This is a genomic window from Planococcus sp. MB-3u-03 (assembly GCF_002833405.1).
In the GTDB taxonomy this organism is placed as follows: domain Bacteria; phylum Bacillota; class Bacilli; order Bacillales_A; family Planococcaceae; genus Planococcus.
The window spans coordinates 275,391-289,160 of record NZ_CP025135.1 but is presented as its reverse complement, the minus strand read 5'-3'; the positions used below and the strand labels follow the sequence as shown (position 1 = coordinate 289,160).

The window sequence follows — 13,770 nt, the reverse complement described above, 5'->3', positions numbered from 1 at the left end:
TATAGGAAATAGTTTTAAACACATACCGACTATTTTACACGTTTTGCTTTCCCACTGCGGCTACAAAGGCTTTGTTTTCTTCCAAAAGACAGGATTTTCATTTTCCAGAAAAACTTTTTTGAATAATTTGTTTACTAAAACCCAATAAGTGGAAGGTAGACAATAAGAAATATAATTATTTCAATAGTTATTTTTATTTTCAGTCATTTATATGATATGCTCTAGCCACACGGAGAAAGACCTCTTTTAGGAGCTCAGCACCCGCTGGTACTACTGGGTTAATTCACGCTTAGATCCGCTATTTCCAAGGGGCGGATTGCCATCGATATTTTATTCTACTGGAGGGCTAGTAATGGGGATCACAAGGAGTTTCTTTATCGCATTATCCAATAACCGGCTATTGAACAACGGAGCCAAAAAATGGGGTTTTCAACTCGGCGCCGCAAAAGTCGTTGCCGGAACCGATATTCCGAATATGATGGCGTCCGTCCGCGCTTTGAACGAGGATGGCATCTCCGCCACAATTGACCGGCTCGGTGAATTCGTCACCAGCCGCGAAGAAGCCACACAAGCAAAAGATGAAATCATTCAGACAGTTAATGCCATCACAGAAGCCGGCGTAGATGCACACCTGTCAGTCAAATTGACCCAGATCGGGCTCGATATCGACGAACAGTTCTGCTTGGAAAACATCCGTGAAATCGCGGCCGAAGCGGAGCAGCGCGGAATTTACGTTAACTTGGATATGGAAAATTACGAGCACCTTCAACCTATACTCGATATATTGCATACGTTAAAAGAGGAATTCGATAGTGTCGGAACCGTTATCCAAGCTTATCTATTCCGCTCTGAACAGGATTTGGATACGCTCCAAAACGTCAGGCTGCGCCTTGTGAAAGGAGCTTATCAGGAAAGCGAGCAAGTAGCGTACCAATCGGCAGAGGAAGTCGACGCCAATTTCCTTAAGCTTATCAAGCTGCGCCTCGACCAGCCGGTATTCACATCGATTGCCACGCATGACCACCACATTATCAATGCGGCCATCGACTATATTAAAGAACAAGGCATTCCAAAAGACCGCTTCGAATTTCAGATGCTCTACGGATTCCGGACAGATTTATTGAAGGAACTGTCGGAAGAATACCAAGTGACGTCATACGTTCCGTTCGGCAAAGATTGGTATGGCTATTTCATGAGGCGTCTTGCCGAAAGGCCGCAGAACATCCAGTTGGTGCTAAAAGGCGCTCTCTCCAAATCTTGATGAACCCAAAAAGCAGCCCGGATCGAAACCCGGGCTGCTTTTTTATATTTATTCAAGCGGGCGCGCATACACTGGCGGCAGCTCCGCCAATAAGCGTTTCCGATACTGCTCGTATTGCTTCGGCAATTTCAGTTCCTCACCAAGCGCATCCGGGCTTTCGTCGATCGAAAAACCTGGCGGGTCGGTCGCAATTTCAAATAACAAATCGCCGTATTCGCGGAAATAAATCGACCGGAAATAATTGCGGTCCTGGACAGGCGTAACACCGAGCCCGTAAGCTTCGACCCGGTTTTTCCATTCCAATTGATCAACATCATCGTCTGCACGGAATGCAATGTGATGAACGGTGCCGACGCCCATTTGGCCCGTACCGACACGGGTCTGCTTGATATCCAATATGCTTCCAAGCTCGCCATCCGAGACAAAACGGACGTAATCGCCTTGCTCTTCTTTACGGGCGAAGCCGATTACTTCTTCCAATAACTCGGCAGTTTTAGCGGCATTGACCGTAAACAGTACAGCACCGGCAAAGCCTTTAATGGCATTGTCTTGTGTAATGCCGCCTCCGGTCCATCCGCTCGCCTCGCCTGCCCCGCGTTCGACCAGCTCTAGCTGAAGCCCATGGGGGTCTTCAAACTTCAAATAGTGTTCGCCGAAACGATGATGCTCTTCAAACGAAATATTATAGCTTTTGAGCCGGCTGCGCCAAAATGCAAAAGCGCCTTCAGGGACAGCGAAAGCTGTAACGCCGACTTGGCCGTCTCCCACTTTTCCTTGGTAGGCTTTGCCCCAAGGGAAAAAGGTCATGATGGTGCCGGGTGCCCCTTGGTCGTTTCCGAAGTACAAATGGTACGTCCCGGGGTCGTCAAAATTCACCGTTTTCTTGACGAGACGCATACCGAGCACCCCTGCGTAAAAATCGGTGTTTTCCTGCGCTTCCCCGACGATAGCTGTAATATGATGAATTCCTTTTGTTCTTTCACCCATGTATATTCACTCCCTCTTTTTCGACATGATCATCATATCATGACAAGCCTAATTGCATGCGGCCTTCAATCAGTGCGCTCTTCTTTTGCTTCGTGGCGCTGTTTGATCGTTAATTTCTTCGCTTTTTCCAATTCCTCTTTTTGTCTCTCCTTGCTTTCTTCAAGATTTTCTTTCTCGCGGCGTTCTTTTTCCTGCTGCTCTGCTGAGTCGTTATCTTCATTTTCAATAATATCTTTCTGGTTTTCCTTCATTTCCTCTACTTTTTCCATTTCCTCTTCATACTGTTCCTCGACTTCAGTTGTCGAAGGCAAGAACGGTTCATCGTTATAATCCGTGCGCTTACCATAGCGCAGCATTTCATAGATGATCATGCCATTGTTTGGCATGCCGTTCGCCGTTTTCATCGGCACTGCATCAAACAGCACAAAATAGAAACCGTAGAACACAAACCGGTTCCAGAAAGTCTCGTATTGGTCCAAAACCCCGTTGGCCACTAGTGCATTGATAACGAATGCCACAATCACATTCGCTAAAATCGGCCCGGCATATAGCATGATATATGCGAATTTACTTTGCCTTTTTAGATCATCATAGGCAAACCAACTATATAAGTGATAATATTTCCTCACGTCGAACATGCCGATCTTGAAGACTCGGGGACCTGAACCGATTGTCAAACGCGGATTCTTCGCGCCAAGCAAGGTACTGACGAGTAAATAACCCGCTTCCCGGATAAAGACAACGACCGGCAAAATGATAAACGCAGATATGACCAGTGCTATCAAATCGCTCAATCCGAACATGAAACCCCCTCCTTCAACTCTTGAAATGACCCATCGGCCTCTCCTCTAAATACCCGATTTGGCCGGCGGCGAACCCCCAAGACCTTACAGTTCCGTTTCAATTTCATGACAGTTAATCTTTTGAGAAGCTGCATGGCACATGATAGGATGGCAATAAGCTTGTTTGAAATTTCGGTGTTTTTACCGTGCAGAGGATGGGAATCATGAAAGGCAAACGACCTATTTCCAAGAAAATAATAGCCCTGCTCGCAGTAGCGTTTCTTGCCTCCGCAGGGTTCGTGCTGGCCAGTCATTTAAAGGAAGATGAAGCGGCCGCTCCACTGATCGGGTCCGCTATTTACAGCCCGCCGCCGAACATCGCAGAAATCGCGTCCCACGTCGAAGTCGTCAAAGACCTCCGCTATCACGCATCCGACAATGCCTTCCTGGATCTCTATTTTCCTAAGGAGGCTACCGGCCCCTTACCAGTCATCCTGTGGATCCATGGCGGCGGCTTTATCGGCGGATCGAAAGACAGCCGGCAGGATTACGGCATGACGCTGGCGAACGCCGGTTATTTGGTCGCCAATATCGACTACGCATTGGCGCCCGGCCAATTGTATCCTGGCCCTGTCATCCAGGCCAATGAAGCCTTGAAGTTCCTAAATGGATCTGCTGCAAAGTATGGCGGCGATATGGAGCGGATTTTTGTCGGCGGCGATTCCGCCGGCGCCCAGATTGCCAGCCAATTGGCTGCCCTGCAATCTACGCCGGCCCTTGCCGAGACGATGGCGTTGACGCCGGCCCTTGCTTCAGAACAATTGCGCGGGGCGTTATTGTTCTGCGGATTATACGATATGGAAACCGTCCGCGAATCCGGCTTCCCGAATATCGATTTCTTCCTGAACGCCTATACAGGCGCAGAAAGTTTCGAGACCTTCGGCAATATCCATGAAATGTCGACGATCCAGCATGTGACGCCCGCTTATCCGGACGTCTTCATTTCAGCCGGCGATGCCGATCCCTTAGAGCCGCAATCGGTCGCGCTGGCCGACAGCCTGCGCCTCAAAGGCGTTGATGTCACCGATGTCTTCTTCCGCGGCACCGATAAGAACCTGAAGCATGAATATCAATACGCCTTGGACACGAACGATGGCCAGGAAACCCTCCAGAAGACATTGGAATTCCTGCTCGAAAAAAGCCAGGCGCAAAAATAAAAGCTGTCCCCTCGCATTAATCGAAGGGACAGCTTTTCTATTCACCCATGGGGTGTGACTGCTTGATTGGATTGTACTGCTTGCGCCTCGCGTTTTCGTTTACGGGACGGCAACATATGGAAAACGATATTCAAGCCGATCGCCGTCAAGCTCCCGGCAACGATGCCGTTGCTCGTCAAGATCTGGACGCCTGCAGGCAATAGCGCGAACAGTTCCGGAACGACCGTTACGCCGAGCCCGATGCCGACAGAACAAGCGACGATCATGGAGTTTTCCTGTGATTCCGAGATGACGCCGCTCAGCATTTTAATGCCTTGTGCGATGACCATGCCGAACATCGCGATCATCGCCCCGCCAAGGACCGGTGTCGGGATGATCGTCGTCATGGCACCGATTTTCGGCACGAACCCGAGGACGATCAGCATGATTGCCGCGATGAAGATGATCTTGCGCGATTTCACTCCGGACATCTGGATCAGCCCGACGTTTTGCGAGTAGGCAGTGTACGGGAAGGCATTGAAAATGCCACCAAGGAAAATCGCCAAGCCTTCAGAGCGGTAGCCTTTCGCCAAATCTTTTTCTTTGATTTCTTTTTTCGTGATGTCGCTGAGTGCGAAATAGACCCCTGTCGATTCAACAAGTGACACTAGCGCGACCAGGATCATCGTAAGGATCGCGGACCATTCGAATGTCGGCATCCCGAAATAAAACGGCTCCACCATATGGAAATAAGACGCTTCTGCGATTGGCGTGAAATCGACTCTGCCCATGAAGCCGGCAACGACCGTTCCGGCAATCAAGCCAACGAGAATCGACACGGCGCGCATAAAGCCGCGTGAGAATTTATAGAGGAAAATGATAAACCCTAGTGTCCCGAAAGCCAAGGCGATGTTGGACAGCGAACCGAAATCCGCCGCCCCCTGCCCGCCGCCCATATTATTGATGGCGACCGGAATAAGCGTGATGCCGATGATGGTGACCACTGAACCGGTCACAACTGGCGGGAAAAAGCGCACGAGGCTTCCGAAAAATCCGGAAACGACAATGACGAATAGGCCGGAAACGAGAATCGACCCATAAATCGCTGAAATGCCATATTGGCCGCCAATGGCGATCATCGGCCCGACTGCTGTAAATGTGCAACCGAGCACGACCGGCAAGCCGATGCCGAAAAAGCGGGAATTGAACACTTGCAGCAGCGTCGCAACGCCGCACAGCAAAATATCGATCGATACGAGGTAAGTCAATTGCTCCGGCGTCAACCCGAGCGCCGCTCCGACGATCAAGGGAACGAGAATCGCTCCTGCATACATCGCCAGGACATGTTGAAGGCCGAGTGCCGCTTCTCCGAATGCTTTTTTCATCAGTTCGGCACCTCCCCGTAAAATTCAACGTGCCCAGGTTCCATCCATTTAATATTCGCCAATGTTTCCACGCGTATGCCTTTATCGCGCAGCAATTTCCCGCCTGGCTGGAATCCTTTTTCAATGACGATGCCGATGCCTGCACATTCTGCCCCAACCTGCTCGACGATATCGAGCAAGCCGAGTGCCGCTTGGCCATTCGCCAGGAAGTCATCGATGATCATCACGACATCGTCTTGCCCGAGAAAATCGTGGGACACGGAGATGTCGTTCGTTTCATTTTTTGTAAAGGAATGGACAGGAGCTGAGTACAAGCCATCCGTCAAGGTCAGCGATTTGCGCTTTCTCGCGAAGACGACCGGTACGCCGAGCAAGAGTCCAGTCATGACCGCAGGCGCGATGCCTGACGATTCGATTGTCAAAATCTTTGTGATTCCCGCCGCTTTAAATCGGGAAGCGAACTCTTCCCCAATTGCTTGCATCAAAGCTGGGTCGATCTGATGGTTTAAAAATGAATCAACTTTCAATACGGCTTCGGATAAAACCCGTCCATCCGCTAAAATTTTCTCTTCCAACTGCTTCATGTTTTCCGCTCCTTTTCCCGCATCCTCCGCAAAAAAGCCCGGAGGACGCGCATCCATTCATAACCATGAGTGGAGCAAGGTCCTCCGGGCTTCGCCGAAAGGAAACGCAAAAGGAAGCCGCCTGTCGAAATAGGCGGTTTCTTTTCGTTCCATTGCTTCTCATAGTCAGTCCGTTTACGGCGGACCGGTAGAAACTTGCGGGCCATATTCCCGCTATTATATGAGTGAATATTCTTTTGAATGGACTTATTATAGCATGTCCAAATGGCCTTTCAAGAGCCGCATTAATTAAAAAACTATTCAGAATCCGCAAAGCATCAGTGAAGTTCGATCAGACCAAGTTTACTATAATAGGTTAAATTAAAGGTTGATGATACCTAAAGAGATTGGTGAAATCGCTCCAGGCGGACGCTTTCGGGCCCACAGGATGCGGGTCATGCTATTCCCGCAGGAATCGCCGCCTTCCACTCTTTCATCAAGTAGACAAACAATAAAATAGGGGGGGTTTTCAACTTCACCTGCTAATGAACGAATAGGGTGTGATTTGATGATTTCCGTTTTTTTGAAATATCGTTTCGTGTAGGTAATGATTTAACTTATATAGTTTAGTGTCCGTTCGCCTCAAGCAAATGCTTGTTCAGTTCAGCGCGGATTTTGGGCGGAATCGGCTCACTGTGCTGCCGTGCCAGATTGAAGTTGACGTAGACGGCCCGGTTTTTTGCGCATAGGCGCCCTTCCTGGTACAGCTCTTCGTACAACTCGAGGCTGCTGTTGCCGATGCGTTCGACCCAGGTATGGACTTCGGCGTCTTTTCCGAAATACACTTGCCCGGTGAATTCGAGTGTTGTTTTGACGATGACCATTTTCCAGTTGGCGAAATCGTGGTCTGGCGTGAATAATTCAAAGAGCGGGTTGCGGCCGGCTTCGAACCACACCGGCAAAGTTGTGTTATTGATATGCCCAACCGCATCCGTTTCGGATACGCGCGGCGTAATCGTCGTTTTGTACATGCTGCCACTCCTTAAGTTGTCTGGAATTAGAAAAGGCGCCCCAATGTGAGACGCCTTTACTTACTTGCGTTTTTAGTTGCGCGGCCAAGAACAAATGCTCCAGCTAGCGCCCGATGGCGATATTGTTCTTTTCGTGAACACTTGTTTGAATACAAGGTTCAAGTTTTGCGGTCGTTCTGCCAGCCGGCGCATGAAATAGGCATACCAGTCATCGCCGAATGGCACGTATGTGCAGAAGTTATAGCCTTTATTCGCGAGCTCGCGCTGTAATTCTTTGCGGAAGCCGTAAAGCATCTGGAATTCAAATTTATCGTATGAAATGTCGTGTTCTTTGATGAAAGCTTCGACATGGTTGATGATGTGATGGTCATGTGTCGCGATCGACGTGAACTTTCCGTTCAGTAAATGATATTCGATCAGCTTGATGAAATTTTCGTCGATTTCTTCACGTGTTTGGTAAGCCACATCCGCCGGCTCTTTGTATGCGCCTTTAACGATGCGCAGGCGGAAATCTTTATGTTCCTGCAAATCGTCCATGGCACGGAAGAAATACGCTTGGATGACGGTCCCGATATTATCGTAGTCTTTCGAAAGCGTATTCAAAAGATCGTATGAAGGCTGTACATGCCCGTAATCTTCCATATCGATGTTGATATGCATATGATAGTTATGGGCAAGTGCGACGATGTCTTTCAAGTTTTCCAGGCAGAAATCGTAATCGATATCCAAGCCGAGCTGGGTCGGTTTCAAGGAAATATGGGCATCGACCTCATTCTTATGAATCGCTTCGATCATATCCATGATGTTCTCTTTCGCTTCGAGCGCTGCTTCCTTCTCGAAAACGAATTCACCCAGGTTGTCGACCGTCGCGCTGATTCCCTGCGCATTCAAACTGCGGATACTTTTAATGGTCTCTTCGATATTGGTCCCGGCCACTACAGTTTGGGCCCCCAATTTCAAGCCGTACTTTTTGGCCGCAGCCGTAAGGAGACGGTTTTGAGACAAGCCGATAAACACATCTTTTAACATTGATTTCCCTCCTGATACCATTCAACTGCGTTGATTTCAACAGTCCCAAAAAGGCCATGCCTCGAACGTTGTCAACTTCCTTCATTGTAGTCGTTTTCCTATCACTATGCATCATAATTTTTTAACAGTTTGCAGTGTTTGAAATACTTTTTTAAAACCAGGTCAAAAAATGGACAAAAGTGCCGAAACCGCTGGGGATTCCGACACTTTGGACGATCATTTATTCAACTGCCAGAATGAATAATTCAACCCAAGCGCAAACGCCACCCAGGCGATATAAGGTACCATCAAAACTCCAGCCAGCTGATCGACTTGATAGAATTCATACGCCGCCCAGATGACTGCACCGAGAAGCGCCGCCATTTCGATGAGCGCCGTCCCCCGAAGCCCCCATTTAAAGAACAAAAACGACCACAGGAAATTCAAGCCGAGCTGCAATTCATATGGGGCCAGCACCTGCCGCTCCCGCCCAAGCGGTTTGGCTGTTTCTTGCGCGCGGTATTTGGCGACGCCCATCATTTTGTATAGCGCTATCCAGACGACCGGAAACACCCAACCGGGCGGCGCAAATGAAGGGTTTTTTAGCCGCTCGTATTGCTCGCGGGTGCCTCTATTGGCAAGCGCTCCGACAAGCGACCCGCCGACGACCGGAACGAGTATACTTACGGCCAGATTTTTCACATGTATGCGCCCATTGACTGATGCGACTTCCATATTGTTCTCCTCCTTTTTCTAATAGCCTCGCTCTTCTCGCCGTTTATCGACTTTATACGTGAACTCCAATTCAACCGTGGTCTCAGGCTGGATCCGGAGGACAAATTCCACTTTCGAACTGCTTTTCCGTTCATAATCGTGGCTGGACGATTCCATTTCCCAAATGGGATCGAAAATAACGTGTTCAACCAGTAAACGGATGCTTTCTGTCTTTTCATTTTCGAGTTTGTACACATAAGTGATGTATTCATGGACGCCATGCTTTTCACGCAATTTTTCATGGCTGTCGCTCGTAACGTCCGTCGCTTTTCCGATATAGATACGCAGGTTTTTCCCAGGCGCTATGTGTTCGATTCGACCTTCGCCCGTGAAAAACGTTTCACCCGAATCCCCGGCTTCGTATACTTTCACCACCCCTTCCGGCAGCGGCATGCCGAGACCGTTTTCGCTCGAGTTGAAAAATTCGAGCTGGATATCGGCATGGGTATCACCTGACCTCACTTGATAAGCCCGCTTGAATTGTGCGCCGTGCGCCGAGAATAGCGATAATTGCTTGAGCTGTTCGTTCATGACGGTGACCGGCCGGTTGATCCTGTAGACAAGACGGTCCGGCAAAGCTTCCGCTGTAATCAATGACTCTTGCATGCGCGAATACAAAATCGGTGAATCACCATTCTTCATTTCCTGTTCCCGGTGGACATGCCCAGCCACCAAAGCAAGCTCTGCCTTTTCGTAATGCGCGCCGCTGTGATTCAAAATTTTTATCCAGCCATCAAATTGGAACCCGTCGTCTTTGATTTCCAGAGTGTAATGGGCATGCCATTCCAGGCTTTTCGTCAAATACGATACTCTGATTTCCTGGTCCACCGCTGCTGGCGCTATTTTCCACACCAGTGCCGGTTTCAGCAATAAGCCTTCCGGCAACGCCGGAAGAATCAGTTCCCCGACCGGATCGATGACGATTTCTTTCGTATCGGCCCGTTCGCCGATGATGCATTCCGACACGCTGAGCAGACGCATCTCCCACTCTTCCCCGATTTCGCTGTTCCGCACATGAACGTTGCGGTTGATATAGCGTTCCAATAATTTCCCTTTGCTGACCAGGTCGTAATCGTAATTCTGCTCCAGGATATCGAGCCCTTTCACAATAATCGAGTCTGTCTCCACCCGTTCAGCAAGGTCCAGGAATTGCACTTCCTCCACTGGCCCGTCCGATTTCAAATAACGCATCTCCTGCACAAGCGCAAACCCTCCGTTATACGCCGCCACCGATAAATGTTTTTGTTGGCTTCGTGTAGACTGCAGTTTCATGGCAACCGCTCCTTTTTGAATCGCTTATTCATTCAGGCTCTTCATCTCTTTCACCTTAGCACATCCGGCATGGAATCGACTATTAATAATTGAATATTCAGTCACAATAAAGAAAGAAAAACCCACTCCGGAAATCATTGAACTGAACCCCAAATGGTAGACACTTTAAAAAGTGCCCCCCATTTGGGGTTTTTTCTGTTTTCAGACCCCGGTATACTGAACATATCTACTGGAACGGGAGAGGTTGTCATGAGTAAAATCATCTTTAACGAACATCAACGACGCACATTGGAAGCGAATCCGAATGTCAAAACGGTCTCGGATCGAACGATTCAATACACACCTGAATTTAAGGTGAAAGCCGTCAATGAAAACTTGCAGGGCAAAGGTCCGGCGCAAATTTTTGCCGAAAATGGATTTGACCTGACGGTAATTGGATCGGACAAACCGAAAGAGACATTAAAACGTTGGCGGAAAACGTTCCGACTTTACGGCGAAGAAGGGTTTTGGGAAGAGCGCCGTGGAAAAGGCAGTACCGGCCGGCCGTCTACCCAAAAGCTCTCTGCCGAGAAAAAGTTGGAAAAGGCGGAAGCGCGCATAAAATACCTGGAAGCCGAAAATGAGTTGCTAAAAAAGCTCGAGGAACTCGAGAGGCAGGCGAAGAAACGCAGCTGACCCCAGCGGAAAAATTCGAAGCGATCAATGTGGTGGTCCGGAAATTCCAACTGAAGAATATGGTGGATGCCCTCTGCCAGACAGCGGAAGTCAGTCGAAGTGGCTACTATGCTTGGCTGAAGAAAGTGGAACAGCACGCCATTCGCGAAGAACAGGACTATGAAGATTACCTGTTGCTGAAAAGCATCTACGATGCGCATCGTGGGAAAGTCGGGTATCGCACCTTTTACATGATCCTTACGGAACTGCTGGAAACCCCGATGAATCACAAGAAGATTCTGCGCCTTATGCGCAAATTCAATCTCTTTGCCAAAATCCGGCGAGCGAATCCTTATAAGCAAATCGCCAAAGCCACACAGGAACACGCCGTCTGTCCAAACCTGTTAGACCGTAAGTTTAAACTAGACGAACCCGGCAAGGTCTTCGTCACGGATATCACGTATCTACCGAACCGGTCGGGACAAATGGCGTATCTGTCCGCTGTAAAAGATATCGCCACCCGCGAAATCGTCGCCTACGAAGTGACGACGACGCTTACGATGGAAATTGTGTACCGCACGTTACAAAAACTGAAGGAAGCATTGGATGACAATGTTCACCCGGAAGCGATGATCCATTCCGATCAAGGCTTCCACTACACCCACCCCGAATACCAACGACGCGTGAAGAAAATGAAATTGACCCAATCGATGTCCCGCAGGGGCAACTGTCTCGACAACGCCCCCATCGAATCGTTTTTTGGTCACTTTAAAGATGAAGTCGAGTTTAAACAAGCGACCAGCCTAGCCGAATTAAAGGGGCTGGTGGATGAATACATGGAGTATTACAACGGAACGCGCAAACAATGGAACCTAAAAAAGATGACTCCGGCACAATACCGAAGTCATAGCCTAGCTGCCGGGTGCTTTTATTAAATCGTCCACTAAATGGGGCTCAGTTCACATCTTCCGAAGTGGGTTTTCAAATAAGCGATCGTTTCAATGCGCGCCTGATCCGTCAGCGGCGACTTCTTTTCGTGGATCAATTCCCCGTATAGCAACTCCCCAAGAAAACGGACCTCGCCTTCAACTGTCGTTCCAGCTTCCGCATCAATCACTTTCAATTGAATATAGAGCGATTGGCCTTGTTCGACATAATCTACAATTTGCACGCTGGCTTTCATCAGAACAATCCGAGCGCTTGCCCGTCTTCCGCCACATCCATATTGAGTGCAGCAGGTGATTTCGGAAGGCCAGGCATGGTCATGATATCTCCTGTCAGGCAGACGATGAAGCCTGCGCCGAGTTTCGGGATCAATTCGCGGATCGTCACCGTGAAGCCTTCCGGGCGCCCGAGCAGTTTCGGCTGGTCGGATAATGAATACTGAGTCTTTGCCATGCAGATCGGCAAGGCGTCCCAGCCGTATTTCTTCAGTTCGGCCAATTGCTTCTGCGCTTTATCCGTCAACTGGACATCCGCACCGCCGTATACTTTTTGCACGATTGTCCGCAGCTTTTCTTCGACGGCATCTTCTTCTGCGTACAGATAGGTGAAATCAGCGCCGTTGTCGAGTTGACGTTTGACGAGTTCCGCGAGTTCGAGCCCGCCAGCCCCACCTTTGCCCCATACTTCCGTCAGGGCAATCGCGACTTCTTCCGCTTTCGCCCAGTCCATCACTTGCGCGAGCTCCGCATCGCTATCTCCGGTGAAGCGATTGAGTGCTACGACCGGCTCGACGCCGAATTGGCGTATTGTTTCCACATGCTTCGCCAAATTGACGATGCCGCGGCGCACGGCATCCGCATCTTCAGCACCAAGTTCTTTTTTATCGACACCGCCGTGCATTTTCAGCGCGCGCACTGTCGCAACGATGACGACTGCATCCGGATGGAAGCCGCCTTTGCGTGATTTGATGTGCATGAATTTCTCAGCACCAAGATCCGCACCGAAGCCGGCTTCTGTGACGACGACATCTGCCAGGCTTCTTGCTGTATTCGTCGCCATCAAGGAATTGCAGCCATGGGCGATGTTCGCAAACGGGCCGCCGTGAATGATCGCCGGCGTCCCTTCGATCGTCTGCACCAAATTCGGTTTGAATGCTTCTTTCAAGAGTAACGCGAGCGCGCCTTGCGCTTCCAAGTCCCTGACCGTGATGGGCTCGCGGTCATACGTATAGCCGATGACCATGCGGGCCAAACGTTCTTTTAAGTCTTCGCGTGAAGTGGCGAGGCACAGCACCGCCATGATTTCCGATGCGACCGTGATATCGAAGCCATCTTCGCGCGGCACGCCTTGCGCAGGGCCGCCGAGACCAATCGTCACGTGGCGCAGCGCCCGGTCGTTCATGTCCAGTGCGCGCTTCCATGTGATGCGCCGCGGGTCGATGCGAAGCGCATTCCCCTGGTGCAAATGGTTGTCGATCAAGGCAGCGAGCGCATTATTCGCCGACGTGATGGCGTGAATATCGCCCGTGAAATGAAGATTGATGTCTTCCATCGGCAATACTTGCGCAAAACCGCCGCCTGTCGCGCCGCCTTTGACGCCCATGACCGGTCCGAGAGAAGGCTCGCGAAGCGCCACCATGACCGACTCGCCGCTTTGTTTTAATGCATCTGCAAGTCCCACTGTCACCGTCGATTTCCCTTCACCTGCGGGTGTCGGGCTGATTGCCGTCACAAGTACGACTTTTCCGTCCTTCGTGGTTTTCGGCAATTTATTCACATCGATTTTCGCTTTGTATTTCCCGTATAGTTCCAAAGCGTCTTCCGCAATCCCAGCTTGCTGTGCAATTTCCTGGATCGGCCGGATAGCCGCCTCTTTTGCAATCGTCAAATCGGTCATCGCCATGCATAGTCCC

At 49.8% G+C, this 13,770-nt stretch carries 12 protein-coding genes, 1 pseudogene and 1 riboswitch; of the genes and pseudogenes, 3 read left to right on the top strand and 10 right to left on the bottom strand.

Going from position 1 to position 13,770, the window contains the following annotated elements:
• The first annotated feature begins 352 nt into the window (after positions 1-352).
• Entirely contained in the window at positions 353-1,261 is a 909-nt protein-coding gene (locus CW734_RS02750) for a proline dehydrogenase family protein (RefSeq protein WP_101189327.1), read from the top strand.
• A 48-nt stretch (positions 1,262-1,309) separates the two neighbouring features.
• On the opposite strand, the gene CW734_RS02745 is transcribed toward CW734_RS02750, so the two are convergent.
• Both CW734_RS02745 and CW734_RS02740 read right to left on the bottom strand, forming a co-directional pair.
• Positions 1,310-2,248, bottom strand: coding sequence for a ring-cleaving dioxygenase (locus tag CW734_RS02745; RefSeq protein ID WP_101189326.1), 939 nt, complete (start codon positions 2,246-2,248; stop codon positions 1,310-1,312).
• Positions 2,249-2,313: 65 nt separating this feature from the next.
• A complete protein-coding gene (locus CW734_RS02740; RefSeq protein WP_101189325.1) occupies positions 2,314-3,051 on the bottom strand; it encodes a hypothetical protein in 738 nt (245 codons plus the stop codon).
• Between the two features lie 203 nt (positions 3,052-3,254).
• On the opposite strand from CW734_RS02740, the gene CW734_RS02735 reads away from it, so the two are divergent.
• Positions 3,255-4,247 (top strand): alpha/beta hydrolase, encoded by a 993-nt coding sequence (locus CW734_RS02735; RefSeq protein ID WP_232787141.1) that lies wholly within the window; start codon positions 3,255-3,257, stop codon positions 4,245-4,247.
• 41 nt (positions 4,248-4,288) lie between these two features.
• Here CW734_RS02735 and CW734_RS02730 read toward each other — a convergent pair whose 3' ends face one another.
• The 6 genes and pseudogenes from CW734_RS02730 to CW734_RS02705 all read right to left on the bottom strand — a co-directional run bounded on the left by CW734_RS02730 (position 4,289) and on the right by CW734_RS02705 (position 10,259).
• Positions 4,289-5,611 carry a nucleobase:cation symporter-2 family protein gene (locus tag CW734_RS02730; RefSeq protein WP_101189323.1) on the bottom strand — a complete coding sequence of 441 codons (1,323 nt, stop codon included), beginning with the start codon at positions 5,609-5,611 and terminating at the stop codon, positions 4,289-4,291.
• The gene (locus CW734_RS02725) at positions 5,611-6,195 is read right to left on the bottom strand and encodes a xanthine phosphoribosyltransferase (protein WP_101192114.1); all 585 of its coding nucleotides are present in this window, start codon (positions 6,193-6,195) and stop codon (positions 5,611-5,613) included. The genes CW734_RS02730 and CW734_RS02725 overlap by 1 nt, the downstream gene beginning before the upstream one ends.
• A gap of 142 nt (positions 6,196-6,337) precedes the next feature.
• Positions 6,338-6,439: riboswitch (purine riboswitch) on the bottom strand.
• Positions 6,440-6,800: 361 nt separating this feature from the next.
• Positions 6,801-7,205 carry an acyl-CoA thioesterase gene (locus tag CW734_RS02720; protein WP_101189322.1) on the bottom strand — a complete coding sequence of 135 codons (405 nt, stop codon included), beginning with the start codon at positions 7,203-7,205 and terminating at the stop codon, positions 6,801-6,803.
• Between the two features lie 56 nt (positions 7,206-7,261).
• Positions 7,262-8,234, bottom strand: a pseudogene (locus CW734_RS02715) (proline dehydrogenase family protein).
• Positions 8,235-8,450: 216 nt separating this feature from the next.
• Positions 8,451-8,948 carry a TspO/MBR family protein gene (locus CW734_RS02710; protein ID WP_101189321.1) on the bottom strand — a complete coding sequence of 166 codons (498 nt, stop codon included), beginning with the start codon at positions 8,946-8,948 and terminating at the stop codon, positions 8,451-8,453.
• Positions 8,949-8,966: 18 nt separating this feature from the next.
• The gene (locus tag CW734_RS02705; protein ID WP_101189320.1) at positions 8,967-10,259 is read right to left on the bottom strand and encodes a DUF4139 domain-containing protein; all 1,293 of its coding nucleotides are present in this window, start codon (positions 10,257-10,259) and stop codon (positions 8,967-8,969) included.
• A gap of 249 nt (positions 10,260-10,508) precedes the next feature.
• Between CW734_RS02705 and CW734_RS02700 the strand changes: the two genes are divergently transcribed.
• Positions 10,509-11,848 (top strand): IS3 family transposase gene (locus tag CW734_RS02700; protein WP_101189319.1). Its coding sequence is split into 2 segments (ribosomal slippage): positions 10,509-10,887 and positions 10,887-11,848, totalling 1,341 coding nucleotides; the frame shifts between segments, so codons are not numbered across the junction.
• An 8-nt stretch (positions 11,849-11,856) separates the two neighbouring features.
• Here the strand turns inward: CW734_RS02700 and CW734_RS02695 are convergent.
• Positions 11,857-12,096: a hypothetical protein gene (locus tag CW734_RS02695; protein ID WP_101189318.1), complete on the bottom strand. Its 240-nt coding sequence runs from the start codon at positions 12,094-12,096 to the stop codon at positions 11,857-11,859.
• Positions 12,096-13,760 carry a formate--tetrahydrofolate ligase gene (locus CW734_RS02690; protein ID WP_101189317.1) on the bottom strand — a complete coding sequence of 555 codons (1,665 nt, stop codon included), beginning with the start codon at positions 13,758-13,760 and terminating at the stop codon, positions 12,096-12,098. Before CW734_RS02690 ends, CW734_RS02695 begins: the two co-directional genes overlap by 1 nt.
• Between the last annotated feature and the right edge of the window lie 10 nt (positions 13,761-13,770).

Coding starts and splice junctions, on each gene's coding strand:
- CW734_RS02740 (WP_101189325.1), bottom strand. CDS start 3,051: ATGTTCGGATTGAGCGATTTGATAGCACTGGTCATATCTGCGTTTATC.
- CW734_RS02725 (WP_101192114.1), bottom strand. CDS start 6,195: ATGAAGCAGTTGGAAGAGAAAATTTTAGCGGATGGACGGGTTTTATCC.
- CW734_RS02745 (WP_101189326.1), bottom strand. CDS start 2,248: ATGGGTGAAAGAACAAAAGGAATTCATCATATTACAGCTATCGTCGGG.
- CW734_RS02710 (WP_101189321.1), bottom strand. CDS start 8,948: ATGGAAGTCGCATCAGTCAATGGGCGCATACATGTGAAAAATCTGGCC.
- CW734_RS02735 (WP_232787141.1), top strand. CDS start 3,255: ATGAAAGGCAAACGACCTATTTCCAAGAAAATAATAGCCCTGCTCGCA.
- CW734_RS02695 (WP_101189318.1), bottom strand. CDS start 12,096: ATGAAAGCCAGCGTGCAAATTGTAGATTATGTCGAACAAGGCCAATCG.
- CW734_RS02750 (WP_101189327.1), top strand. CDS start 353: ATGGGGATCACAAGGAGTTTCTTTATCGCATTATCCAATAACCGGCTA.
- CW734_RS02705 (WP_101189320.1), bottom strand. CDS start 10,259: ATGAAACTGCAGTCTACACGAAGCCAACAAAAACATTTATCGGTGGCG.
- CW734_RS02690 (WP_101189317.1), bottom strand. CDS start 13,760: ATGGCGATGACCGATTTGACGATTGCAAAAGAGGCGGCTATCCGGCCG.
- CW734_RS02730 (WP_101189323.1), bottom strand. CDS start 5,611: ATGAAAAAAGCATTCGGAGAAGCGGCACTCGGCCTTCAACATGTCCTG.
- CW734_RS02720 (WP_101189322.1), bottom strand. CDS start 7,205: ATGTACAAAACGACGATTACGCCGCGCGTATCCGAAACGGATGCGGTT.